The organism is Methylobacterium sp. Leaf88 (genome assembly GCF_001422795.1).
Taxonomy (GTDB): domain Bacteria; phylum Pseudomonadota; class Alphaproteobacteria; order Rhizobiales; family Beijerinckiaceae; genus Methylobacterium.
In genome coordinates this window covers 286,007-309,216 of the sequence record NZ_LMMK01000001.1, presented here as the reverse complement: position 1 = coordinate 309,216, position 23,210 = coordinate 286,007, and the positions used below count along the sequence as shown (strand labels likewise).

The 23,210-nt window shown below is 69.7% G+C and carries 21 protein-coding genes, 2 tRNA genes and 1 pseudogene; 9 read left to right on the top strand and 15 right to left on the bottom strand.

Annotated features, from left to right (window positions below; translation table 11 throughout):
- Positions 1-227: 227 nt before the first annotated feature.
- The 12 genes from ASF20_RS01310 to ASF20_RS01255 form a co-directional block, all read right to left on the bottom strand.
- A complete protein-coding gene (locus ASF20_RS01310; RefSeq protein ID WP_056269963.1) occupies positions 228-983 on the bottom strand; it encodes an NUDIX hydrolase in 756 nt (251 codons plus the stop codon).
- Positions 928-1,419 carry a DUF983 domain-containing protein gene (locus tag ASF20_RS01305; protein WP_056269960.1) on the bottom strand — a complete coding sequence of 164 codons (492 nt, stop codon included), beginning with the start codon at positions 1,417-1,419 and terminating at the stop codon, positions 928-930. Before ASF20_RS01305 ends, ASF20_RS01310 begins: the two co-directional genes overlap by 56 nt.
- A gap of 39 nt (positions 1,420-1,458) precedes the next feature.
- Entirely contained in the window at positions 1,459-3,768 is a 2,310-nt protein-coding gene (gene rnr, locus ASF20_RS01300) for a ribonuclease R (RefSeq protein ID WP_056269959.1), read from the bottom strand.
- A gap of 146 nt (positions 3,769-3,914) precedes the next feature.
- Positions 3,915-4,253 carry a hypothetical protein gene (locus tag ASF20_RS01295; protein WP_056269956.1) on the bottom strand — a complete coding sequence of 113 codons (339 nt, stop codon included), beginning with the start codon at positions 4,251-4,253 and terminating at the stop codon, positions 3,915-3,917.
- Positions 4,254-4,326: 73 nt separating this feature from the next.
- Positions 4,327-4,905, bottom strand: coding sequence for an NAD(P)H-dependent oxidoreductase (locus tag ASF20_RS01290; protein WP_056269954.1), 579 nt, complete (start codon positions 4,903-4,905; stop codon positions 4,327-4,329).
- A gap of 81 nt (positions 4,906-4,986) precedes the next feature.
- Complete coding sequence (locus ASF20_RS01285) at positions 4,987-5,706, bottom strand: cytochrome c biogenesis protein CcdA (RefSeq protein WP_056269951.1); 720 nt, start codon at positions 5,704-5,706, stop codon at positions 4,987-4,989.
- 9 nt (positions 5,707-5,715) lie between these two features.
- A complete protein-coding gene (locus tag ASF20_RS01280) occupies positions 5,716-6,105 on the bottom strand; it encodes a thioredoxin family protein (protein ID WP_056216748.1) in 390 nt (129 codons plus the stop codon).
- Positions 6,106-6,141: 36 nt separating this feature from the next.
- Positions 6,142-6,759 (bottom strand): rhodanese-like domain-containing protein, encoded by a 618-nt coding sequence (locus ASF20_RS01275; protein ID WP_082501110.1) that lies wholly within the window; start codon positions 6,757-6,759, stop codon positions 6,142-6,144.
- A complete protein-coding gene (locus ASF20_RS01270) occupies positions 6,737-7,558 on the bottom strand; it encodes a quinoprotein dehydrogenase-associated SoxYZ-like carrier (protein ID WP_244476280.1) in 822 nt (273 codons plus the stop codon). Before ASF20_RS01270 ends, ASF20_RS01275 begins: the two co-directional genes overlap by 23 nt.
- 219 nt (positions 7,559-7,777) lie before the next feature.
- The gene (locus ASF20_RS01265; protein WP_056269948.1) at positions 7,778-8,485 is read right to left on the bottom strand and encodes a hypothetical protein; all 708 of its coding nucleotides are present in this window, start codon (positions 8,483-8,485) and stop codon (positions 7,778-7,780) included.
- Positions 8,486-8,675: 190 nt separating this feature from the next.
- Entirely contained in the window at positions 8,676-10,088 is a 1,413-nt protein-coding gene (glnA, locus tag ASF20_RS01260) for a type I glutamate--ammonia ligase (RefSeq protein ID WP_056216753.1), read from the bottom strand.
- 467 nt (positions 10,089-10,555) lie between these two features.
- Positions 10,556-10,894, bottom strand: coding sequence for a P-II family nitrogen regulator (locus tag ASF20_RS01255; protein WP_003600526.1), 339 nt, complete (start codon positions 10,892-10,894; stop codon positions 10,556-10,558).
- Positions 10,895-11,111: 217 nt separating this feature from the next.
- On the opposite strand from ASF20_RS01255, the gene ASF20_RS01250 reads away from it, so the two are divergent.
- The gene (locus tag ASF20_RS01250; protein WP_056269945.1) at positions 11,112-12,617 is read left to right on the top strand and encodes a bifunctional ADP-dependent NAD(P)H-hydrate dehydratase/NAD(P)H-hydrate epimerase; all 1,506 of its coding nucleotides are present in this window, start codon (positions 11,112-11,114) and stop codon (positions 12,615-12,617) included.
- Here ASF20_RS01250 and ASF20_RS01245 read toward each other — a convergent pair.
- Positions 12,614-14,083, bottom strand: coding sequence for a multicopper oxidase family protein (locus tag ASF20_RS01245; RefSeq protein ID WP_056269943.1), 1,470 nt, complete (start codon positions 14,081-14,083; stop codon positions 12,614-12,616). The two genes, ASF20_RS01250 and ASF20_RS01245, sit on opposite strands and share 4 nt — an antisense overlap.
- A 230-nt stretch (positions 14,084-14,313) precedes the next feature.
- Here ASF20_RS01245 and ASF20_RS01240 point away from each other — a divergent pair.
- From ASF20_RS01240 to ASF20_RS01205, 8 genes and pseudogenes are all read left to right on the top strand, one after another.
- Positions 14,314-14,398 (top strand) — tRNA-Leu (locus ASF20_RS01240).
- Positions 14,399-14,572: 174 nt separating this feature from the next.
- Positions 14,573-16,021 carry a trigger factor gene (tig, locus tag ASF20_RS01235; RefSeq protein WP_056217424.1) on the top strand — a complete coding sequence of 483 codons (1,449 nt, stop codon included), beginning with the start codon at positions 14,573-14,575 and terminating at the stop codon, positions 16,019-16,021.
- Positions 16,022-16,153: 132 nt separating this feature from the next.
- Positions 16,154-16,780 carry an ATP-dependent Clp protease proteolytic subunit gene (locus ASF20_RS01230; RefSeq protein ID WP_055955505.1) on the top strand — a complete coding sequence of 209 codons (627 nt, stop codon included), beginning with the start codon at positions 16,154-16,156 and terminating at the stop codon, positions 16,778-16,780.
- Between the two features lie 222 nt (positions 16,781-17,002).
- Positions 17,003-18,274: an ATP-dependent Clp protease ATP-binding subunit ClpX gene (gene clpX, locus ASF20_RS01225; protein WP_055955375.1), complete on the top strand. Its 1,272-nt coding sequence runs from the start codon at positions 17,003-17,005 to the stop codon at positions 18,272-18,274.
- 283 nt (positions 18,275-18,557) lie between these two features.
- Positions 18,558-20,984 carry an endopeptidase La gene (gene lon, locus ASF20_RS01220; RefSeq protein WP_056216760.1) on the top strand — a complete coding sequence of 809 codons (2,427 nt, stop codon included), beginning with the start codon at positions 18,558-18,560 and terminating at the stop codon, positions 20,982-20,984.
- 153 nt (positions 20,985-21,137) lie between these two features.
- Positions 21,138-21,213: transfer RNA gene (locus ASF20_RS01215), tRNA-Val, on the top strand.
- Positions 21,214-21,259: 46 nt separating this feature from the next.
- Positions 21,260-21,547 (top strand): hypothetical protein, encoded by a 288-nt coding sequence (locus tag ASF20_RS01210; RefSeq protein WP_082487198.1) that lies wholly within the window; start codon positions 21,260-21,262, stop codon positions 21,545-21,547.
- A 42-nt stretch (positions 21,548-21,589) separates the two neighbouring features.
- A pseudogene (locus ASF20_RS01205) lies at positions 21,590-22,223 on the top strand (cyclic nucleotide-binding domain-containing protein).
- Positions 22,224-22,267: 44 nt separating this feature from the next.
- Here the strand turns inward: ASF20_RS01205 and ASF20_RS01200 are convergent.
- Complete coding sequence (locus ASF20_RS01200; RefSeq protein ID WP_056269939.1) at positions 22,268-22,789, bottom strand: CAP domain-containing protein; 522 nt, start codon at positions 22,787-22,789, stop codon at positions 22,268-22,270.
- 130 nt (positions 22,790-22,919) lie between these two features.
- Positions 22,920-23,135 (bottom strand): hypothetical protein, encoded by a 216-nt coding sequence (locus ASF20_RS01195; protein WP_056216766.1) that lies wholly within the window; start codon positions 23,133-23,135, stop codon positions 22,920-22,922.
- Between the last annotated feature and the right edge of the window lie 75 nt (positions 23,136-23,210).

Here is a 23,210-nt window from a genome sequence, read left to right as displayed (position 1 = left end):
CCCGCAACCAAACTCAACAAAAAGCCCGCCCCGGTGAAATCCAGGGCGGGCTTTCGACGTTCATCGGCTTCGTGTTGCTAACGCAACCAAGACGTGAAAAAGTAAATCAGCAGGATGATGGGGATCGGGATACCGATCAGCCAAAGCAATCCGCCCTTCAACATTGTCCGGTTCCCTTCCTCGCGATCTGTTGTTCATCAACGGCGTCGAGAGGAAAGCGGTTCCGTCTACAGGGTTTCACGCTGACGCTTGCCGTTCCGCTCGTAGTAATACGGGATCGTCCGGTAGGGCGCGAAGCCGCCCTTGGCCTGCGCTTCGAGGTCGTCGAGGACGACCCGCGTGATGCGGGGCAGATCGAGGGCGCGCGCCTCCGCGAAGCTCACCCAGGCGAGTTCCACAAGCTCCGAGTCGGGCGAGACGACGCCGGGGATCTCTTGCGCGATGGCGCTCCGGTCCGCCGCGAAGAAGCGCGTGTCGAACCGGCGCGGCCGGCCCGGAGGGGTGATCGCCCGGGCGACGAAGTGCAGGGCCTCGAGATCCGGTAGCACGGCGGCCTCGCGGAAGGCGGTCCAGGTTCCGGCGGGTGCGGTGTCGGGGGGGCCGTAGTCGCGCGTTCCGAGCAGGAGACCGGTCTCCTCGTAGGTCTCGCGGATCGCCGCGAGGGCGAGCCCGCGGCCGAGCCCCTCGCCGCCGCGGGCGACCTTCACCGCGAGGGCGTCGTGGCTGCGCGCCGGCAGCGCGCCGGCCACCGGCATATGCCGGTCGCCCGGTTCGATCCGGCCACCGGGAAACACGAACTTGCCGGGCATGAACGCGAGGCCGGCATGGCGGCGCCCCATCAGGATCCGCGGTGCGCGCTTGCTCCGGTCGAGGAGGATCAGGGTCGCGGCGTTGCGCGGTCGCAGGCCCGCCTTGCGGGCCTGCGCCTCAGGCGGGCCCGAATCCGGCGGCTCGGTCGACCGCACGCCCGTCGCCTGGTCCATGCGGCCTCTCCTCGCCCTGCGGCCCCGTCACCGTCCCCGGCACCGGTAGCGTGGCGAAGCCGTGCATGCCAAGCGCATATTGAAGCCCGACCACCGCGCCCTTCACCGGCTGCAGCAGCGCCAGCGACGCGAGCAGGGTCACGAGGGGCCAGAATGTCAGCTGAAACCAGAGGGGCACGTCGTAGTTCGTCTCGGTCTCGAGGAGGAAGTACCCGACGATGTGGCCGACGATGAAGATGACGATGTAGGGCGGCAGGTCGTCGGCCCGGTGATGCGCCAGTTCGAGGTCGCAGACGTCGCAATGCGGCCGGACCTTGAGGAAGCGGCCGAAGATCCGGCCTTCGCCGCAATGCGGGCAGCGGCCGATGAAGCCACGCGCCAGCGATCGCACCAGCGGGGTGCGTTCGCCATGGACCGGTTCGATCGTGTCCGTCATCTCGGCTCCTCGCGTTGCGCTCAGCCTAGACCCTTCCCCTCAACGGCGCGAGCCGCGATGGCGCGACCCGGTGTTGCGGATGCCGGGCGGCCGGCCGGACGCGCCGGGCTTGCGGACCGAGCGGTTCGGCCCGGGGCGCGCATTGCGTTCCGGCCGAGCCCGTCCCTCCGAGAGCAGTTCGAAGCGCAGGGCCCCCGCCACCGCGGCCGCCTCCACCAGGCGGACCTCGACCCGGTCGCCCAGGCGATGGGTCTCGCCCGAGCGCTCGCCGACCAGGGCGTGCTTGGCCTCGTCGTGCCGGTAATAGTCGGCCCCGATGGTGGAGATCGGCACAAAGCCGTCGGCCCCGGTCTCGTCGAGCTTGATGAAGAGGCCGGACCGGGTGACGCCGGAGATCTGGCCGGTGAAGGTTGCGCCGACCCGGTCGGCGAGGTGATGGGCGATGAGACGGTCGATGGTTTCCCGCTCGGCCGCCATGGCCCGCCGCTCGGCGGCCGAGATCTGCTCGCCGATCTGGTCGAGGGCCGCCACGGACATCTCGGAGGACAGGCCGTCCGAGCCGAGGCGGCAGGCGGAGATCAGGGCCCGGTGGACGATCAGGTCGGCGTAGCGCCGGATCGGCGAGGTAAAGTGGGCGTAGCGCCGGAGGTTGAGGCCGAAATGGCCGAGGTTCTGCGCGGCGTAGACCGCCTGGGCCTGCGAACGCAGGACGACCTCGTTGATGAAGATGGCGTGCTCGGTCTCCGCCACGGTGGCGAGGATGCGGTTGAACAGGGCCGGGCGCAGGATGCCTTCCTTCGGCAGCTTGATGCCGATGGAGGCCAGGACCTCGCCGAGGGCCCGCATTTTCTCGAGGGCCGGCTCGTCGTGCACCCGGTAGATCAGGGGTTGGCGCGCCTGCTCGAGGGTTTCGGCGGCCGCGACGTTGGCCTGGATCATGAACTCCTCGATGAGGCGGTGCGCATTGAGGCGGGCCGGGACCACCACGCGGTCGACCGCCCCGTCCGCGTCAAGCAGCACCTTGCGCTCGGGCAGGTCGAGGGCCAGCGGTCCGCGGGCGTCGCGGGCCTCGCGCAGGGCGACGTAGGCCTCCCAGAGGGGTCGCAGCACGGGCTCGAGGAGGGGGGCGGTGACGTCGTCGGCGAAGCCGTCGATGGCGGCCTGGGCCTGGGCGTAGCTTAGCTTGGCCCGCGAGCGCATCATCACCCGGTGAAAACTGTGCCGGCGCTTCGTGCCGTCGGCGGCGATCACCATGCGGACGGCCAGCGCCGGCCGGTCCTCGGCCTCCCGCAGGGAGCAAAGGTCGTTGGAGATGCGCTCGGGCAGCATCGGCACGACGCGGTCCGGGAAATAGACCGAGTTGCCGCGCACCAAAGCCTCGCGGTCGAGGGCCGAGCCCGGACGCACGTAGGCGGCGACGTCGGCGATCGCCACGGTGACGACGAACCCGCCCGCGTTGGCCGGGTCGGGATCCGACGTCGCCATCACGGCGTCGTCGTGGTCCTTGGCGTCCGGCGGGTCGATGGTGAGCAGCGGTTCGGTGCGCCAATCCTCGCGGCCCGCGAGCCCCACCGGTACCACGGCGTCGGCCTCCGCCAGGGTGGCGGCGGCGAAGACGTGCGGGATGTGGTGAAGGTGCAGCGCGATCAGGCTGACGGCCTTCTCCGAGCCCAGCGACCCGAGGCGCTCGCGCACCCGGCCCTGGGCCAAGCCGAAGCGGCTCTCGCGCTGAAGGGTGACGCTGACGAGGTCGCCGTCGCGGGCGTCCCCCTCTTCGCCGGCGGGAATCGCGACTTCCCGGCCCTGTGCCCGCTTCTCGACGGGGATGATCCGCCCGCCCTCGGGGCCGGCGCGGAAGACGCCGATGATGTCCGACTTGCTCTTGCCCAGCACCTTGATGACGCGGCCGGTGTAGCGGCCCGGCTCGCCGGCGCTGGCCTCGACGCGCAGGAGCACCCGGTCGCCGATGCCCGGCGCCGGCTGGCCCGGGCGCTTGCCGCCGCGGGGCGTGGCGACGGTGATCTTCGGGGTGGCGCCGTTGCCGACGTCCCACTCGGCGGGGCTCGCCAGGAACTCGCCGTCGCGGTCCCGGGCGGTGATGTCGGCGAGCACCACCGGCGGCAGGCGGCCGGAGGGCGCGAGCCCGCCGCGCCCGCGGGCGATGGCGCCGTCCTCCTCGATCTCCTTCAGGATGCGTTTGAGGCCGATCCGGTCGGCGCCCTTGATGTTGAAGGCCGCCGCGATCTCGCGCTTGCCGACCGTCTCGGTGGAGGCGGCGATGAAGGCGAGGATCTGCTCCCGGGAGGGAAGGCCGGCGGCGCCGGGATTGGGATGGATGCGTTTTGCCAAGGGATCCGGCTCGCTGCGTGGGCGCGAAGCCATACGCGAAGAGGACGTGTCTCGCCGGGGGGCGGGAGCGCACCCCGACGACTGCTCCGTAACATGGGCGCTGGACCCCGCCCCGGCAACGGCGCGGGCCCGGCCCTCAACATGGTTCAGCCGGTGGCGGCCGACTTGCGCAGGCGCTCGACCGCCGCATCGACGTCGAAGCCGGGCGCGACGAGTTCGGCCAGGGTGAACGGGCACAGGGCCGGGAAGCCGAATTCCACCTGTCCCTCGGCTTCGCGATATTCCGGGGCCTCGGCCTCGCGCACGCCCTGGGTCCAGAAGCCCTCGATGGTCAGGCCCTCGGTCCGGGCGGGGTCCGCGGCCAGCTTCGCCTGACCCTGCCGGGCGGCCTCGCGCCAGAGGGCGCTGGCCCGGTCGTCCGACATGAGGGCGGCCCGCACGAGGTTGGCGAGGAGCGTGCGAAGTTCCGTGGTGGTCTCGGACATGAAGGGCGCTCGGCGCGAGGGATCGGTCCCAACCCGAGGGCAAGCCTCGCGCCAGCCCGGATCACGATGCCTCTCAGTAGGGCGTTCCCTTCGCCCGCTGCGCCCGCAGGCCCTCGGCGTACCAGACCAACTCGTCGAGGAAGCGCTTGGCGGCCTTCGGCAGCCACTCGTCCTGGGCTGCCCCGGCCTCGTCCAGGGCCTTGCCGATGCGGGGGATCGGTAGGAGCGAGGGGATGCTCGAGGCGCCGAGCTCGGCCATCATCGCTCGGAGCTGCATCGCCGCCCGCACGCCGCCGTACTGTCCGGCCGAGTAGCAGACGATGCCGGAGGGCCGCCAGGAATACTCCTCCAGGAAGTGGTCGAGGGTGTTCGAGAGGGCGGGCGGGATCGCATGGTTGTACTCGGCCGAGACGACCAGGAAGGCGTCCGCGCGCCGGTAGAGCGTCGCCAGGTCTTCGAGGACGGCCGGGGCCTCTCCCTTCGGGTATTCCTTGTACATCCGGTCGAGGAGGGGGAGCTTCAGCTCGGCCGGGTCCACCAGGGGCGCCTCGATGCCGCGGCGCTCCAGTTCACCGATGGCGAAGCGGGCAGCGCGCAGGCCCTGCCGGTCGGAGCGGACGGAGCCGAGAATGACGGGGACGACGAGGGACATGGGAGGATCTCCGGGGATGCCGCTCCTGGATACGCCGGGGTGCCGGCGCGCTCCAAGCCCACCGCCCGGCGGGCTCCACCGTCAGTACCGCGTCGTCAGCCGCGTGAGCCAGTCGGGCGAGGCGTCGACGAGGCGCGTTTCCAGCGCCTTGTCGACGCCGAGCACGATCGCGAGTCCCGTCACCACGAGGATGAGGCCGAGGGCGATCTTGAGGCCCTTGCCGAGGCCCATCATCCGCTCGCGCCAGCCCACCAGGGTGGCGCGGGACAGGGTGCCGAGGATGCAGAGGGGCAGGGCGGCGCCAAGGCCGAACAGAACCATGGTGAGGGCGACGGCGCCGAGGTCGCGCCCCTGGGAGGCCAGGAGCGAGGCCGCCCCGAGGGTCGGTCCGACGCAGGGGCTCCAGACCGCGCCGAGGAGGAGGCCGACACCGAACTGCCCCGAGAGGCCGGCGGTGGCGAGCCCGCCGAAGCGTGCCTCGGTCCAGTTGCTCAGCGGACCGGCGGCGACGGCGAGGCGGGTCTGCGCCGCCGGCAGCATCAGCACGAGGCCGAGCAGGATCATCAGGATGGCGGCGCCCGTCCGGAAGATCCCGGTGTCGAGCCCCAGGCCGAAGCCGATCGTGGCCACGAACAGGCCGATCGCCACGAAGGAGAGGGCAAGACCCCCGGCGAGTGCCAGGGGCCCGAACCGATGCTCGGAGGCGGCGGCGCCGAGGACCAGCGGCAGCAGCGGCAGCACGCAGGGTGAGAGCACCGACAGCAGGCCGGCGAGGAAGGCCAGTCCCAGGCTCGCGCCCATCGGAGCGTCCTAAAGCGTCTTCTCGACGAGGCCCTCGATCCACTCGGGCTGAGTCTCGCCCACCGAGCGGCCGGTCTCGGTCTCGCCCTTGAAGGCGATCAGGGTGCTCTGCATGCGGGCGTTGAACTGTCGCAGCACGTCCTTGCGGGTGTCGAAATCGACGTCGAAGATGACGAGGTCCTTGAACCGGGGCTGCTCGGCGAGCTTGGCCAGGATCGGCTTCTGGGTCTTGCAGATCGGGCACCAGGGCGCGCTCACCTCGATGAGGATCGGCTTGCCCGCCTTCTGCGCGGCCGCGAAGGCCTCCGGCGTGAAGGGCACCGTTTCGGCGGCGGCCGGCCCAGACAGGGCGAGGGGCGCGAGCGCCAGGAGGGCGAGGAGCGAGCGGCGGTACAGCATGGAAGGGCTTGCCTCGGCTTGGATGTGAATCGGGCCTCAGGGCCCGGCGCCGTCCTGGGCGCGTCGCGTCCAGGTTTCGTCGGGGTGGATCGCCGCCGTGTCGTGGCGCTCCTGCCAGCCCTCGATTCCCTCGGGATACCAGTGGACGTTCCGGTAGCCGAGCCCGATCAGGCGCTTGCCGAGGTTCCAGCTGCCCCAGCAATCCGGGTGGCAGTAGGTGACGATCGCCCGGCCGCGGTCCCCCTGCGTCAGGGCCGCGATCCGGTCGGCGAGCGCGGTCTGTTCCGGAGGGGTGAGGGTCCCGGACCCGGCCCCCGGCAGCCAGGTACTGTTCGGGATGGCCCGGTGGATCGGCCGCCACAGGCGTCCGGCCGGCTGGTTCGGCGGCGTCGGGCCGGCCTCGGACACGTCGATCAGCACGACCGACCCGCCCGCGATCAGGGCGTCGAGTTGAGGCCCGTCCAAGACCGTGGCGCCCGCCAGGGTCTTGGGGGTGTAGCCCTGGAGCGCGCCCTCCCACAGGCCGGCGGGCTCGGGCACGTCGACCGGCGAGTCCGCCGGGGACGCGGCGGTCAGAACCGTGGCGGCCAGGCAAGCCACCAGGAAGGCGGCCGTGGCCCCGCGGAGGCGCTCAGTTGCTGGCGACCGGTGCATCGAAGCTGCGCTCCCAGCGTCCGCCCTGGTTGTCCTGCGTCACCACCGTGACCGGACCCTTGCCCTCCGGCAGCATGGCGAAGTTGATCACCGGGTTGGCCGAGATCGAGATGTCGCCCTCCATGACGAAGACGTTCTTGCCGCCGTAGGTGACGCTGATCCGGTTGATGTAGCGCGCGGGCGTGTACTCGCGGCTGACCTGATTCATCTGCAGGCCGGTGAAGTTCGGATGGCGGATCATCAGGGTCGCGGCGATGGGCTTGCCCGGGGCCGCATCAGCGAATTTCAGGCGCATGTCGCCCATGCCCTTCATCGCCTCCTCGTCGGTCATCCCCATGGGCGCCGAGCAGCCGCCGGAGGCCTTCACGAACTGGGTGCTCTGCACGAGCGCGCCGTCCTTGGTCTCCGCGACCGCGTGGACGTTGGTGTAGGTGTTGACCCGGACGCGCAGTTTCAGCTCCTCCGGATCGGCGGCGGGGCCGAAGGTGAAGTGCGCGGCCAGCGGCGCCGGATTGTCGTCGATGACGAGGTAGAGGCCCTTGATCCGGTCCTTGTCGGCGATCGTCAGGGTCAGGGGCACCAGGGAGGCGTCGTTGGCCCGGTCCGGCAGGTCCATCCGCACCAGCGGCTTGGCGGTCTCCACCGGGCGGTTTCCGAAGATCGATTGCTGCAGATCCTTCCAGCGCGCGTCGCGCTCGGCCGCATCGTCGCCCGCGGCGGCCCAGGCGGTCACGGGCGCGGCCAGGGCCGCGAGGAACAGGCCAGCGCTCAGGGCGGCGGCGCGGTGGGACATCCGCATGGCGTTTCACTCCTCGCACGATCGTGCAGGCCGTCTCGCGACTGCGGAGGCCTTTGCAGCCTGCTTACGCCAAGGCGCGGGGAAAGTCCGATTTCGGGTGGCGGTGCGCGGAAATATCGTGCGCAAGATTGCGTGACGAGGCGTCGGGCACGTCAGGGCGTTCGATTCGTCGAGGCATCCGTCTTCGTCGCTATATCGATGTCGCCGTGTCGCGTGCCCTTACCAGAGCGAGAATTCCGTGCCGAAATCCGTGGTCTTGAGCCGATCGCAGGTCTGCGGGTCCGCCCGGCAATCCGCGTCGGGCTTCAACGCAAGGGTCCCATTCGGGGCGGTCTCGAAGGTCAGGAGCACCGGGGGCTCGTCGCCCTTGGTGTAGGCGAGGCTGACCTCGAAGCGGACGAAGTCGAAGCGGTCGCGGTCGGCATAGACGATGAGGTCGCGCGAGACCGACTCGCCGGGATTCAGATCGGAGGGCTCGCCCCCCGCCGCGGTGGCGCCGGCGAACAGCCGGCCCTCGCGCAGGATCGCCTCGCCGGAACCCGCGAAGTCGTAGGCGCGCGCCGTCCGTGTGCGATCCGCCGACGCCTGCCCGTCCTCGGGCTTGCCGCTGGAGGGCGCATCGAAGCGCACCCGTACCCCCGTGACGTTGTAGACGAGGCCGAGTACGCGCACGCCGGTCTGGCCGACGTTCTTGCGCGTCACCGTGGAGCGGATGGCGACGTGCCGGTCGCGCTCGCCGGCCCGCACGAGGCTCGTGGTCACCGAGACGGCGGGCGGCTCCAGGGCCGGCTTGATCCGGGCCTCGTAGATGAAGGTGTAGACCGCCCATGCGCCGGCCGCGAGGATCGCGAGGGTCTGCACCAGGGCGTTGGTACGCTCCAGGCGGTCGCCCCGCCGGGATCGCTGAATCTGGTCGTCCGTCTGCATCCCGGTCCCGGCCCTCACGTCGGGGCGGCAAGCCCGCTGGCAGGATCATGGTTCCGCCTTCGGGGCCTGCCGCGACCCACAGTCGGGATTCCGCAGGTCGTCGGAAACGCACAACGCCGGAGCCCCGCGCGAGGCCCCGGCGTTGCGCCGTCATCCGGTGAGCCGGGCGCGCGGCCCGGCTCGGTCGCTCTCAGAGCGAGTAGTACATCGTGAACTCGACCGGGTGCGGGGTCATCTCGTAGCGCATGACCTCCGTCATCTTCAGCTCGATGAAGGAGTCGATCTGGTCGTCGGTGAAGACGTTGCCGGCCTTGAGGAAGGCGCGGTCGCGGTCGAGGTTCTGCAGGGCCTCACGGAGCGAGCCGCAGACGGTCGGGATCTTCTTCAGCTCGCGCGGCGGCAGGTCGTAGAGATCCTTGTCCATGGCCGCGCCCGGATCGATCTTGTTGATGATGCCGTCGAGGCCGGCCATCAGCAGGGCCGAGAAGGCGAGGTAGGGGTTCGCCATCGGGTCGGGGAAGCGGACCTCGACGCGCTTGGCCTTCGGGTTCGTCGTCCACGGGATGCGGCAGGAGGCCGAGCGGTTGCGCGCCGAGTAGGCGAGCAGCACGGGGGCTTCGTAGCCGGGTACCAGGCGCTTGTAGGAGTTGGTCGACGGGTTGGTGAAGGCGTTCAGCGCCTTGGCGTGCTTGATGATGCCGCCGATGTACCAGAGGCACTCCTGCGAGAGGTCGGCGTACTTGTCGCCGGCGAAGAGCGGTTTGCCGTCCTTCCAGATCGACTGGTGCACGTGCATGCCCGAGCCGTTGTCGCCGTAGACGGGCTTCGGCATGAACGTCGCGGTCTTGCCGTAGCTCTGGGCGACCTGGTGGATGCAGTACTTGTAGATCTGCATGTGGTCGGCGAGGAGCGTCAGGGTGTCGAACTTCATGCCCAGTTCGTGCTGGGCGGACGCCACCTCGTGGTGGTGCTTCTCGACCTTCACGCCCATGGACTGCATGGCGGCCAGCATCTCGCCGCGCATGTCCTGCGCCGAATCCTGCGGCGGCACCGGGAAGTAGCCGCCCTTGGTGGCGACGCGGTGGCCGAGGTTGCCGCCCTCGTAGTCGGTGAAGCCGTTGGTCGGCAGCTCGGTCGAATCGAGCTGGAAGCCGGTGTGGTACGGGTCGGAGCCGAACTTCACGTCGTCGAACACGAAGAACTCGGCCTCGGGACCGACATAGATGGTGTCGCCGATACCGGTGGACTTCAGGAAGGCCTCGGCCAGCTTGGCGGTGCCGCGCGGGTCGCGGCTGTAGGGCGCGCCGGTGGAGGGCTCGAGCACGTCGCAGACGATCGACATGGTCGAGGCCGAGAAGAACGGATCCATGCAGGCGGTGGCCGGGTCCGGCATCAGCAGCATGTCGGATTCGTTGATGGCCTTCCAGCCGGCGATCGACGAGCCGTCGAACATCGTGCCTTCGGAGAACATCTCGTCGTCGATCAGCGAGACGTCGAACGTGACGTGCTGCCACTTACCGCGCGGATCGGTGAACCGAAGGTCGACGTACTTGACGTCGTTGTCCTTGATTTCCTTCAGGACGTCGGCTGCTGTCTTGGCCATCCTTGGGGGTCTCCTTCATGTCTCGGCCCGTTGCGGCCGTGGTTTTGCCGCAGCGTGCGCCGGCGCGCCGCAGAGCGGAAGGGTCTTAGCCGTCGAGCGTCGCGGGCGTGGAGCGTCTTGGGCGTCGAGCGTTTAGCGCAGGTGGAGCGTCCGGGCCAGCGCAATTTCTCGGCGCCCGGCACCGGGCCGCCGCGAGAACAGACGCAAAAACAGAAACTTAGATCCGCCTTTCGGCCGTCTTGGCAGGTCGGAGAGCCCTGATGGGATCGGATGTCCGTGACGCCGCGCGCGTCTGTCCGCATGGCGGGGGAGAATCGGAGCGCGCCGAGCGGTGCGGCGGGACCTCCGGGGCGCCTCTCCGGGAACGAGGCCGGATCCAGGCCGAGGGGGTGTCCCCGCGAGGCCTTCCCGTCGATCGTCCACGGGGAGGAGTCTTTCGCCGGGCGTCCGGGGCGGGACCCGAGGCCTCAGATCGCGTCGGTCCCGGTCTCGCCGGTGCGGATGCGGATGGCTTCCTCGATGGTCGAAACGAAGATCTTACCGTCGCCGATGCGCCCGGTCTGGGCCGACTTGCGGATCGCCTCGACGGCGCCCTCCACGAGAGCATCCGACAGGACGATCTCGAGCTTCACCTTGGGCAGGAAGTCGACCACGTACTCGGCCCCGCGATAGAGTTCGGTGTGGCCCTTCTGGCGTCCGAAACCCTTCGCCTCGATCACGGTGATGCCCTGGAGGCCGACCTCCTGCAGAGCTTCCTTCACCTCGTCCAGTTTGAAAGGCTTGATGATCGCTTCGATCTTCTTCATGCCGGGCGGGCCTGACCTCGATGCTTCTTGATCCATCGTTGGTATCATCGCCGTCCCGCCTTCGCCACGCCGATTTGTTCGGTGAGGGCGGAAAACTGCACAACAAACATGCAGGTGCCGCAAATCGTTTGAGCGGATGGCGGGCCTGAGGCCGTTTCATGAGCCCCAGACGAGCAGCCGGCAGACATTCCGGCACGCATTCCAGAAGGAATCCCCCATGACCACCCTGCATCTGCTCAACGTCGAGGCGATGCGCCGGGTCGATGCAGCCGCGATCGCGGCCGGAACCCCCGGCCTCGCCCTGATGGAGCGGGCCGGGGCCGCCGTGGCGGAGCGGGCCCGCATGCTGGCCGGGGCGGGTGCGCGCATCCTCGTCCTGTGCGGACCGGGCAACAACGGCGGCGACGGCTACGTGGCGGCCCGCCGCCTCGTCGAGGCCGGCCATCCGGTCGACCTTGCCGGGCTGGTGCCGCCCGCGGCGTTGTCCGGGGATGCGGCCGAGGCGGCGAAGGCCTGGATTGGACCGGTGCTCGCGCTTTCGGCGGTCGGCGATCTCTCGGCCTACGGCCTCGTCGTCGACGCCCTGTTCGGCGCAGGTCTCGCACGCGATCTCGAGGGGGACGTCGCCGCCCTGGTGAACCGGCTCGGGCAGGCCGTTTGCCCCGTCCTCGCCGTCGACGTGCCCAGCGGGATCGACGGCGACACCGGCGCCGTGCGCGGCGTCGCGGTGCTGGCGACCGAGACCGTCACCTTCGTGGCCCTGAAGCCCGGACACCTACTTCAGCCCGGACGGAGCCATTGCGGCACCCTGCGGGTGGCCGAGATCGGGATCGGCGCGGACGCGCTGGAGGCGGGCCTGGCCGGAGACGCGCCGTCCTGGCGCAACGGCCCGGGCCTCTGGGACGCGGCCTTCCCGCGGCTGAGCGCCGCGAGCCACAAGTACACGCGCGGGCACGCCCTCGTCCTCTCCGGCCCCGCCTATCGCACGGGGGCGGCCCGGATGGCGGCCCGCGCCGCGCTGCGCGTGGGCGCCGGCCTCGTCACCCTGGTCTCGCCGAGCGCGGCCCTGGCGGAGAACGCCGCCCATTGCACCGCCATCATGCTGCGCGCCTGCGACAGCGCCGACGACCTCGACGACCTCCTCGTGGACGAGCGCCTCAACGTGGTCCTGGCCGGCCCGGGCCTCGGAATCGGCGCGGCCACCCGCGATCTCGTGGCGGTGGCGGCCGCGGCGGGGCGCACCCTCGTCCTCGACGCCGACGCCCTGACGAGCTTCACGGGGCAGGCCGCCCTCCTGGGGGCCCACCTCTCCGATGGCGGGTCCGCCGCGGTGCTGACGCCGCACGAGGGCGAGTTCGCCCGCTTGTTCGAGGGTACGGACGCGGTCGATCCGGAGGCGGACAAGCTGACGCGCGTCCGCCGCGCCGCTGCCCTGGCCGGCGCCGTCGTGGTCCTCAAGGGCGCCGATACGGTCGTCGCCGCCCCCGATGGCCGGGCCGCCATCAACGATCACGGCACGCCCTATCTCGGCACCGCCGGCGCCGGCGACGTCCTGGCCGGCCTCGTCGCCGGGCTCCTGGCCCAGGGGATGGACCCGTTCGAGGCGGCGGCCGCGGCGGTCTGGCTCCACGGCGATGCGGGTCTGCGCCATGGGCCGGGCCTGATCGCCGAGGACCTGCCGGAGAGGATGCCCGAGGTTCTCCGCGCGCTGCTCGGGGCCTAGCTGACCTCGAACAGGGTCCAGAGCCCGGTGTCGAAGCGCTCCAGCACCGTGGCGCTGATGAGCCAGCGTCCCGGATTGTCCGCCTTGAAGGCGATCCGCGCCGTGCGGCCTTCGAGAAGCTGGAAGGTGTCGAGCCAGTAGGGCTCCCAGCCGTCGTCGAGGGGGTGGAGCAGCCGGAAGACGTGGCCGTGCAGGTGCAGCGACTGCGGGAAGGCGGTCTCGTTCCGGATCGCCAGCACCACCACCTGGCCGCGCTTGACCGAGAAGAGCGGCGCCATCCCGGCCGTGCCGGGGGCGCCGTTCACCGACCAGGCCCGGGACGGGTCGCCGGTATAGACCGGCTCGGCGGCGGGCTTGTCCTTGTCGAGGCGGGCGCCCCCCGTGAGGGTGATGTCGCGCCGGACCGCGTTCTGCAGCTTCACCTCGGCCGGCAGCAGGGGATTGTCGCCGATCTTGGTGATCGGCGGTCGCGGCGGTGCGGCGGCTTCCGCCGTGGTCGAGAGGGTCGCGAGCGCGATGCCGTTGCCGATCAGCGCCGTGATCGCGCCCTTGGCGCCGGCCTCGGTGGGCATGTCGAGCATGAGGTCGTAGCGGGTGCCGGGCGGGAAGGGCAGGGTGGCGCGCAGGGGCTCGAAGGTGTCGGTGGGCTGGCCGTCGACCGCCAGCACGTAGACCTTCACGCCGTCGAAGCGGATGCGGGTGCCGCGGGCGTTGCAGACGTTGCCGAGGCGCAGGCGCAGGCGGCTGCCCGGGCGGGCCGTGATCGGGGCCGGCACCGGCACGCCGTTCAGCGTGACGAGGCTGCCGAGGCGCCCCGAGCTCGCCGCGAAGAGCGGCTGGCCGAAGGGCAGCAGGGTCGTCGCGTCGTCGAGCCGCCAGTCCTGCATCAGCAGGGTCAGGTCCTGGTCCACGGCCGGGGGCGTGGCCTCCTCGACCACCAGGGCGCCGGCGAGGCCCCGGCCCGAGGGCTCGCTCGAGCCGCCGACTACCAGCGGACGAATCAGGAAGGTGCCGGCATCCGGCGGTACGAACGCGTAGGTGAAGTCGGCGCCCGGGGCGATCGGCGCCTGGGTGACGCCGCCGACGCCGTCCATGGGATTCTGGTTGCGCACCCCGTGCCAGTGCAGGCTGAGCGGCTTGTCCGTCCTGTTCTCGACCTTCAGCCGCGCCGTCTCGCCGAGCCGGATCCGCACCACGGGCGGCGCGGCCTGGCCGTCGAACGACCAGACCGGCGTCGCGGCGGCCGGCTCAGGTTTCAGGCGCAGGGTGCCGGGGGCCGCCGTCAGGGTGCGGGCGGGGCCCGCAGCGGCCGGGGCGGGCACGGAAGCAGCCGGGGCGGACGGCGCCTTCGTCCCCTGCGCACGGGCGCCGCGGGGCAGCAGGGCCAGGGCCGCGACGCCGCCCAGCAGGGCACGGCGCGAGGCCGAGACGGGATCGTTCGGGACGAGCGATCGGGTGTTCGGCATGAAACCTCGGCATCGGGGGAGGGCAGGGCGCGGCGCGCGTCCAGGCGGTGATCGCGGTCCGGGCAGCGCTTGTAGAATGCGGATTCGGCGGACGCCAAATCGCCCCCCGCCGGCGGTCGCCGATGCCGGGAGCGATCGGCGACAGGCCCCGATTTTTTTGCTGCGGCCCGTGGCGCGCGTGCTATAGGACCCCGCTCTGGCGGCGGAAAGCGCGCCGGGCGTTGGCGCTTGCGGGCGTGGCGGAACTGGTAGACGCGCTGGATTTAGGTTCCAGTGTCGCAAGACGTGGGGGTTCGAGCCCCTCCGCCCGCACCAGTCCATCGCCATCGGGAACGGATTGGCTCAGTGCGATGGCCGGCCGGCCCGCTGCACGAAGCCGGCCCCCGGCGGCGCATCGTTCCGGCGCCGACCTCGTGGGGCCCGCAGGAGCGGGCCGCGAGGGACCAACCGAATTTGCGCGATCACACGGACGACAGCGGAAAGACGACCATGCAGGTGACCGAGACACTCTCCCAGGGACTGAAGCGCGAGTTTCAGGTCCTGCTCGCCGCGAACGAGCTCGAGGAGCGCCTGACCAGCGAGCTGTCGACCCTCAAGGACAAGGCCCAGATCAAGGGCTTCCGTCCCGGCAAGGTGCCGGTCGCGCATCTGCGCAAGCTCTACGGCCGCTCGGTCATGGCCGACGTGCTGCAGAACGCCGTCAACGAGGCGAACCAGAAGATCGTCACGGAGAACAACCTCAAGCTCGCCCTCGAGCCCAAGATCGAGTTCCCCGGCGAGCAGTCGATCGTCGAGCGCGCCCTCGACGCCAAGGACGACGTCTCGTTCAACGTCGCCCTCGAGGTGCTGCCCACCTTCGAGCTCGTCGACCTGTCCGACGTCAGCCTGACGAAGCAGGTGGCCAAGCCCTCCGACGCGGAGGTCGACGAGGCCATCACCCGCATGGCCTCCTCCAACCGCGCCTTCGCCCCCCGCGAGGAGGGTGCCGCCGCCGAGACCGGCGACCGCGTCACCATCGACTTCGTCGGCCGCATCGACGGCACCGAGTTCGAGGGCGGCACGGGCGAGGGCATCGACCTGGAGCTCGGCTCCGGCTCGTTCATCCCCGGCTTCGAGGAGCAGCTCGTCGGCGCCAAGGTCGGTGACAAGCGCGTCGTGAAGTCGACCTTCCCGGAGGCCTACGGCGCCGCCCACCTCGCCGGCAAGGATGCCGAGTTCGACGTGACCGTCACGGCGATCCAGGCCCCGGGCGAGACCAAGATCGACGACGAGCTCGCCAAGACCTTCGGCATGGAGTCCCTCGAGAAGCTCAAGGAGGCGGTCTCCACCGCCATCGGCAGCGACTTTGAGGCACAGTCCCGCCGCAAGCTCAAGAAGGACCTGCTCGACGCCCTCGACACGAAGTACGCCTTCGAGCTGCCCCCGAGCCTCGTCCACCAGGAATTCGCCGCCGTCTGGGCCCAGGTCGAGCAGGACCTGAAGTCCCGCGAGAAGACCTTCGAGGACGAGGGCACCACCGAGGAGAAGGCGACCGCCGAGTACCGCAAAATCGCCGAGCGTCGCGTCCGCCTCGGCTTGGTGCTTGCACAGGTCGGTGAGACGGCCGATATCAAGGTCTCGGACGACGAGGTGAACCAGGCGCTGATCGCCCGGGTGAGGCAGTATCCCGGACAGGAGCAGCAGGTCTGGGACTTCTACCGCAAGAACGCCCAGGCGCTCGCCGAGCTCCGTGCGCCGATCTTCGAGGAGAAGGTCGTCGACCACGTGCTCGCGCAGGTGACGCTCACCGAGGAGCCGGTCTCGAAGGAGGCGCTGTTCGCCGACGAGGACGACGCCGAGGCGGGTGCCGAGGGCCAGTCCGAGACGAAGAGCGCGACCGACGCGTCCGCCTCGACCGGAACCGACGAGGGCCTGCCCGCCGTCGCCAAGGCCGATTGAGCCCGGCTGCTCCCACGAGGGCGGCGGGCTCGAGAGTAAGGCGATGTTCACCATCGCCGTAGTTCGCTGAAACGTCCGGTGCGCGCCCGATTCGCGGCGCGGCCGGACCCCTTGTAGCTGGGGCACGTGATGATGAGAGATCCGGTCGACTATTATAACAGCGCGCTCGTGCCCATGGTGGTCGAGCAGTCGAGCCGCGGTGAGCGTGCCTTCGACATCTACTCGCGCCTGCTTCGCGAGCGCATCATCTTCCTGACCGGCCCGGTCGAGGATTACGGCGCATCGCTGATCGTCGCGCAGCTGCTGTTCCTCGAGGCCGAGAACCCCAAGAAGGAAATCTCCTTCTACATCAACTCGCCGGGCGGCGTCGTGACCTCCGGCCTGTCGATCTACGACACCATGCAGTTCATCCGCTGCCCCGTGACCACGCTCTGCGTCGGCCAGGCCGCGTCGATGGGCTCGCTGCTGCTCACCGCCGGCGAGCCAGGCCACCGCTTCGCCCTGCCGAACGCCCGGATCATGGTCCACCAGCCCTCCGGCGGCTTCCAGGGCCAGGCCACCGACATCCTGATCCATGCCCGCGAGATCGAGGCCCTCAAGAAGCGCCTCAACGAGATCTACGTGAAGCACACCGGCCGCGACTACGACACCATCGTCCAGGCACTGGAGCGCGACAACTTCATGACGGCCGACGCCGCCAAGGAGTTCGGGCTCATCGACGAGGTGATCCAGAAGCGGCCGGAGCCCGTCGCCGCGTAAGCCCGACCGGGACCGCCGGGCCGTCCGACCCGGCGCGTCGTTTCGAGGCGGGGCGCTTTTTGGGCGCCTGCCTTGATCCCGTCGCGGTCGCGTGCTTGCATCGCCAGTCTGATCGAAGTCGGCAGATGCGCGCAGGTGACTGTTTCTTTAGGCGGACGCCATTAAATTCGAAGGATGCGTGTGCGCCCCGGACCGGCGCCATGCCCGCGAACGGAGACCGATATGAGCAAGACTGGCGGCAACGACTCGAAGAGCACGCTGTACTGCTCGTTTTGCGGCAAGAGCCAGCACGAGGTCCGCAAGCTGATCGCGGGCCCGACGGTGTTCATCTGCGACGAGTGTGTCGAACTGTGCATGGACATCATCCGCGAGGAGTCGAAATCCTCCCTGGTGAAGTCGCGCGATGGGGTGCCGACCCCGAAGGAAATCCGCCGCGTCCTCGATGACTACGTCATCGGTCAGGATTTCGCGAAGAAGGTCCTCTCGGTCGCGGTCCACAACCACTACAAGCGCCTCGCCCACGCCTCGAAGCACAACGACGTCGAGTTGGCGAAGTCGAACATCATGCTGATCGGGCCGACCGGCTCGGGCAAGACGCTGTTGGCCCAGACCCTGGCCCGCATCCTCGACGTGCCGTTCACCATGGCGGACGCCACGACCCTGACGGAGGCCGGCTACGTCGGCGAGGACGTCGAGAACATCATCCTGAAGCTGCTCCAGGCCTCCGACTACAACGTCGAGCGGGCGCAGCGCGGCATCGTCTACATCGACGAGATCGACAAGATCTCGCGCAAGTCGGACAACCCGTCGATCACCCGCGACGTCTCGGGCGAGGGCGTGCAGCAGGCGCTGCTGAAGATCATGGAAGGCACCGTCGCCTCCGTGCCTCCGCAGGGTGGCCGCAAGCACCCGCAGCAGGAATTCCTGCAGGTCGACACCACCAACATCCTGTTCATCTGCGGCGGCGCCTTCGCGGGCCTCGAGCGGATCATCTCGGCCCGCGGCAAGGGGACCTCGATCGGCTTCGGCGCGACCGTGCAGGCCCCGGACGACCGCCGCACCGGCGAGATCTTCCGCAACGTGGAGCCCGAGGACCTGCTGAAGTTCGGCCTCATCCCCGAGTTCGTCGGCCGCCTGCCCGTACTGGCGACCCTGGAGGACCTCGACGAGACCGCCCTGAAGCGCATCCTGCAGGAGCCGAAGAACGCCCTGGTCAAGCAGTACCAGCGCCTGTTCGAGATGGAGAATGTCGACCTGACCTTCCAGGAGGAGGCCCTCTCCATGGTCGCCCGCAAGGCGATCGAGCGGAAGACCGGCGCCCGCGGCCTGCGCTCCATCCTGGAGACCATCCTCCTGGAGACGATGTACGACCTGCCGGGCCTCGAGTCCGTCGAGCAGGTCGTGATCGGCCCGGAGGTGGTCGAGGGCAAGGCCAGGCCGCTCTACATCCATGGCGACCGCAACAAGGAAGCCCCGGCCAGCGTCAGCGCCTGAGGCCCCGCGCGGGTCTCGTCAGGTCTGGGTCGAGCCTCGGGGCGGATGCTTGAAACCATCCGCCCCGATTTCCATCTGAAACCTCAGCGCGACGGCCGTACGCTCACCCCCTGAGGTGCGGTGTCCCGCCACCAGCCGCACCGTCCAAGACCGTTTTCCAGACTGTCTTCCAAGACCGTCCCTTAAGACACTTCCGACCCCCTCGCGGCCCGGTCGGCCCCTGGCAGGATGCTTGCTCCCTGGGAGGAGTGACTGCCCGGCGTCCATCATGAGGAAGTCCGATATGACTCAATCGAAATCGCGCCAGCCGGTCGTTCCGGGCTCGACGGGCTCCTATGCCGTCCTCCCCTTGCGCGACATCGTCGTGTTCCCCCACATCATCGTGCCGCTCTTCGTCGGCCGCGAGAAGTCGATCCGCGCCCTCGAGGAGGCGGTCCGCACCGACCGGCACATCCTGCTGGCGACGCAGATCAACGCCAGCGAGGACGATCCCTCGACGGACGCCATCTACAAGATCGGCACGCTCGCCAGCGTGCTGCAGCTCCTGAAGCTGCCCGACGGCACCGTAAAGGTGCTGGTCGAGGGCGCCGGCCGCGCCAAGATCGCCCGCTTCACCAAGTCCGACACCTACTACGAGGCCGAGGCTGAGACCCTCACCGACGAGCTCGGCGACAGCGTCGAGGCGGAGGCCCTGGCGCGCTCGGTCATCGCCGAGTTCGAGAACTACGTGAAGCTCAACAAGAAGATCTCGCCCGAGGTCGTTTCCGCGGTGACCCAGATCGACGAGCCCTCGAAGCTCGCCGACACCGTGGGCTCGCACCTCGCCGTGAAGATCGCCGACAAGCAGGCGATCCTGGAGATCCCCACGGTGGCGCAGCGCCTCGAGCGCGTGCTGTCGCTGATGGAGAGCGAGATCTCCGTGCTCCAGGTGGAGAAGCGCATCCGGACCCGCGTCAAGCGGCAGATGGAGAAGACGCAGCGCGAGTACTACCTGAACGAGCAGATGAAGGCGATCCAGAAGGAGTTGGGCGACTCCGAGGACGGTAAGGATGAGCTGGCCGAGCTCGAGGAGAAGATCGAGAAGACCAAGTTCACCAAGGAAGCCCGCGACAAGGCGGTGGCGGAGCTCAAGAAGCTGCGCCAGATGTCGCCGATGTCGGCCGAGGCGACCGTGGTGCGCAACTACCTCGACTGGATGCTCGGCATCCCGTGGGGCAAGCGCTCGAAGATCAAGAAGGATCTCCTCGGCGCCCAGGTCATGCTCGACGAGGACCATTTCGGCCTCGACAAGGTGAAGGAGCGGATCGTCGAGTACCTCGCCGTGCAGCAGCGGGCGAACAAGCTCACGGGGCCGATCCTGTGCCTCGTCGGTCCTCCCGGCGTCGGCAAGACCTCGCTGGGCAAGTCCATCGCCAAGGCGACGGGCCGTGAGTTCGTGCGCATGTCGCTGGGCGGCGTGCGCGACGAGGCCGAGATCCGCGGTCACCGCCGGACCTATATCGGGTCGATGCCCGGCAAGATCGTCCAGTCGATGCGGAAGGCGAAGACCTCCAACCCGCTCATCCTGCTCGACGAGATCGACAAGATGGGTATGGACTTCCGGGGCGACCCGTCGGCCGCCCTGCTGGAGGTCCTCGACCCGGAGCAGAACGCCACGTTCAACGACCACTATCTGGAGGTGGATTACGACCTCTCGAACGTGATGTTCGTCACCACCGCCAACACGCTGAACATCCCGGCGCCCCTGATGGACCGCATGGAGGTGATCCGCATCGCCGGCTACACCGAGGAAGAGAAGCTCGAGATCGCGCGCAAGCATCTGATCCCGGGCGCCGTGAAGAAGCACGGTCTCGACGCCAAGGAGTGGCAGGTCGACGATTCCGGCCTGTTGATGCTCATCCGTCGCTATACGCGGGAGGCGGGTGTCCGCAACCTGGAGCGTGAGATCTCCAACCTGATCCGTAAGGCGGTGAAGGAGATCCTCATCACCAAGGTGAAGGCTGTTGCCGTCACCGAGGAGAACCTGCCGGTCTTCCTCGGCCCGCCGAAGTTCCGCTATGGCGAGATCGACGAGGAGGATCAGGTTGGCGTGGTCACGGGTCTGGCCTGGACCGAGGTCGGCGGCGAGTTGCTGACGATCGAGGGCGTCATGATGCCCGGCAAGGGCAAGATGACGGTGACGGGCAACCTGCGCGACGTGATGAAGGAGTCGATCTCCGCCGCGGCGAGCTACGTCCGCTCGCGGGCCGTCGACTTCGGCATCGAGCCGCCGCTGTTCGACCGCCGGGACATCCACGTCCACGTTCCCGAGGGGGCGACCCCGAAGGACGGTCCGTCCGCCGGCATCGGCATGGCGACCGCGATCATCTCGACGCTGACGGGCATCCCGGTGCGCCGCGACGTGGCGATGACGGGCGAGGTCACCCTGCGAGGCCGCGTGCTCCCCATCGGCGGCCTGAAAGAGAAGCTGCTCGCGGCGCTCCGCGGCGGCATCAAGACGGTCCTCATCCCCGAGGAGAACGCCAAGGACATCGCCGAGGTGCCCGACAGCGTGAAGAACGGGATGGAGATCATCCCGGTCTCGCGGATGGACCAAGTGCTCCAGCACGCCCTGGTGCGGGTCCCCGAGGCGATCGAATGGGAAGAGCCGGCCCCGAAGGTCCGCCCGGTCATCGCCGACGACGACTCCGCGACGGTCATCGCCCACTGAGGTCGATGCAACTCTGACTCGAAACGAGGCCCCGGCAGGCATGCCGGGGCCTTTTTCATGCCCGGACCCAAGGGCCGCCGGGGGAGGGGGTTGCGCGCCCGCCCGCGCGTCCGCTACGAAGCCGTCGCGCCGCGCGACGAAGGCCGGCGCTCCGGGCGGTTAGCTCAGTTGGTAGAGCGTCTCCTTTACACGGAGAGGGTCGGGGGTTCGAGTCCCTCACCGCCCACCAGTCGCAACGCGGCGATCGCGACCCTGCCCCAACGCTGAGGTGTCCCGTGGCGGACGATGCCGAGATCCACGCGAGGCCGGCCCGGGGATTCCCGCCGCCCTGGATCGTGGTCGAGCGGGACGGAAGCTTCTGCGTCGAGGATGGAGAGGGCTTGGCCGTGGCCTGGACCTACTTTTCGGAGGAGGCCGGTGCCCATGCGGCCACGGGCGCGATGACCCGGGAGGAGGCGCAGCGCATCGCCAAAGCGATCGCCATGGTGCCGGAGATGCGGACCATCATTCGCTCCCTGCAGGATGGTCTCGCCGAGGCGGATGCCGACGATGGGCGGGGCTGAGAGGGCGCGATCGGCCGGAACCCTGCGATGACCGGGGTCGGCATCGATGGGGTCGAGGCCATCGGGTATTCCGGCACGGCTCTCACCATCACGGCCTCGGCGATGACCACCATGATCCCGCTGCGGATCATCGCCCTCGTCCCCAGCGTGGCCGTCATCACCTAGGGCCTGCTGATCGGGAGCTGACCGGTGGTCCTCACCGAGGCGATCCAGACCTCTTCAACGCCTGTCGGCTCTGGCAGATGGTGCGCCTCGTGCGCCAGAGGGAGGCGGCGGCCGAGGGCGACCTCTCCCTCGACTGGCGCCGGCCCTTCGGCCGCGCGGTCCGCATCCGGGCGGGGCGGACCGTCTTCCGCCAGGGCGATGACGCGGGCGAAATGTTCGACGTGGAGAGCGGTCGCTTCCGGAATACGGGATCGCGGTGCGGGCCGGCGGGGTCGTCGGCGAGCTCGGATTGCTCTCGCCGAGCAACACCCGGACCGCCTCGCTGGTCTGCATCGAGGCGGGGCAGGCCCTGCGGATCTCCTATTCGGAGGTCAAGCAGCTCTATGACCAGAACCCGGAATTTCGCTTCTCCTTCCTGAAGCTCACCAGCAAGCGCCTGATCCAGGGCGCGGAGGCGCGCGCCCAGCCCCACGAGGCGGCGGAACCCGCGACGCGGACCGGGGCGCTCTGAAGGGGGCACCGCGCCACCGGCCGCGAAGGCCCGTGCGCAACGTCTCAGCCGCCGGCCATCACCAGGGCCCAGTAGCGCTTGTAACGGGTGCCCGGCGCGTCGACGCGGGCGATGCCGATGCGCCGGAGTTGCGGGATCAGCATGTTCTTGTTGTGCTCGCTCGAGGCCTTCCAGCGGGCCAGCACCTCGTCGAAGGTGGCCGAGCCGGCGCTGAGGTTCTCCGAGGCGTAACTCCGGCCGAAGCCGGCCTGGGCCATGCGGGAATCGAAGGTGCCGCCGATCTCGTGGCTGAGGCGGCCGGCCTTCGCGTTGGAGGCCGCCTGGTACGAGGCGGCCCGGATCAGGCTCGAATCGATCACCACCGGGCCGAGGCCGTGCTGCGCCCGGTAGCGCGAGATCGCGGCGGCGGCCGCCTGCTCGTCCAGGATGACGAGGCTGGTGGGTTGGTCGGGGGCCAGGAGGGTGGGGGTGCCGCAGCCGGCCAGCGCCAGCAGGACGGCGAGGCCGAGGGCGCCCGCGCCGAGGCGGAGCGGCGGGCGCGGAGAGGCGGAACGGGGAAAGCGCATCGGTGCGGACGGATCTCGGGAATGGGCCTGTCGGCCCTTCGCCTCCGCATTCCATGCGGCGAAAACGCGGCGGCCCGCACGGGTTCGCGCGCCGGAGGGGCGCCTGTGTCTCCCCGGTCACGGGGCAAAGTCAGATCCGCGTGCCGCGATCGCGGGGCGGCGCGCCGCAGCGCCAGGCGGTGATGCGGAATTCGGGATGGCTGCCGATCCACTGCGCCAGCTGCGGCTGCGCCACGTGTAGGCAGGCCGGGGCGTCGTCCACGTCGAGGGCGAGCCTGCGCGATTCGCAGGTATCGGGCGCGCGGGCGAGGCAGACGGTGAAGTAGAGGAAGAAGACACCCGACATCCGTCGCCCCCGAAGAATCCTCGGAAAGGATAGGGCACGGCGGGGAGAAGACGAGATGGTGCGTGCGGAACGCGA

Bases quoted from the DNA above. Each gene is read 5' to 3' on its own strand.
- ASF20_RS01310 (WP_056269963.1), bottom strand. From the start codon at position 983: ATGGACCAGGCGACGGGCGTGCGGTCGACCGAGCCGCCGGATTCGGGC.
- ASF20_RS01305 (WP_056269960.1), bottom strand. From the start codon at position 1,419: ATGACGGACACGATCGAACCGGTCCATGGCGAACGCACCCCGCTGGTG.
- ASF20_RS01295 (WP_056269956.1), bottom strand. From the start codon at position 4,253: ATGTCCGAGACCACCACGGAACTTCGCACGCTCCTCGCCAACCTCGTG.
- ASF20_RS01290 (WP_056269954.1), bottom strand. From the start codon at position 4,905: ATGTCCCTCGTCGTCCCCGTCATTCTCGGCTCCGTCCGCTCCGACCGG.
- ASF20_RS01285 (WP_056269951.1), bottom strand. From the start codon at position 5,706: ATGGGCGCGAGCCTGGGACTGGCCTTCCTCGCCGGCCTGCTGTCGGTG.
- ASF20_RS01280 (WP_056216748.1), bottom strand. From the start codon at position 6,105: ATGCTGTACCGCCGCTCGCTCCTCGCCCTCCTGGCGCTCGCGCCCCTC.
- ASF20_RS01275 (WP_082501110.1), bottom strand. From the start codon at position 6,759: ATGCACCGGTCGCCAGCAACTGAGCGCCTCCGCGGGGCCACGGCCGCC.
- ASF20_RS01270 (WP_244476280.1), bottom strand. From the start codon at position 7,558: ATGCGGATGTCCCACCGCGCCGCCGCCCTGAGCGCTGGCCTGTTCCTC.
- ASF20_RS01265 (WP_056269948.1), bottom strand. From the start codon at position 8,485: ATGCAGACGGACGACCAGATTCAGCGATCCCGGCGGGGCGACCGCCTG.
- glnA (WP_056216753.1), bottom strand. From the start codon at position 10,088: ATGGCCAAGACAGCAGCCGACGTCCTGAAGGAAATCAAGGACAACGAC.
- ASF20_RS01255 (WP_003600526.1), bottom strand. From the start codon at position 10,894: ATGAAGAAGATCGAAGCGATCATCAAGCCTTTCAAACTGGACGAGGTG.
- ASF20_RS01250 (WP_056269945.1), top strand. From the start codon at position 11,112: ATGACCACCCTGCATCTGCTCAACGTCGAGGCGATGCGCCGGGTCGAT.
- ASF20_RS01245 (WP_056269943.1), bottom strand. From the start codon at position 14,083: ATGCCGAACACCCGATCGCTCGTCCCGAACGATCCCGTCTCGGCCTCG.
- tig (WP_056217424.1), top strand. From the start codon at position 14,573: ATGCAGGTGACCGAGACACTCTCCCAGGGACTGAAGCGCGAGTTTCAG.
- ASF20_RS01230 (WP_055955505.1), top strand. From the start codon at position 16,154: ATGAGAGATCCGGTCGACTATTATAACAGCGCGCTCGTGCCCATGGTG.
- clpX (WP_055955375.1), top strand. From the start codon at position 17,003: ATGAGCAAGACTGGCGGCAACGACTCGAAGAGCACGCTGTACTGCTCG.
- lon (WP_056216760.1), top strand. From the start codon at position 18,558: ATGACTCAATCGAAATCGCGCCAGCCGGTCGTTCCGGGCTCGACGGGC.
- ASF20_RS01200 (WP_056269939.1), bottom strand. From the start codon at position 22,789: ATGCGCTTTCCCCGTTCCGCCTCTCCGCGCCCGCCGCTCCGCCTCGGC.
- ASF20_RS01195 (WP_056216766.1), bottom strand. From the start codon at position 23,135: ATGTCGGGTGTCTTCTTCCTCTACTTCACCGTCTGCCTCGCCCGCGCG.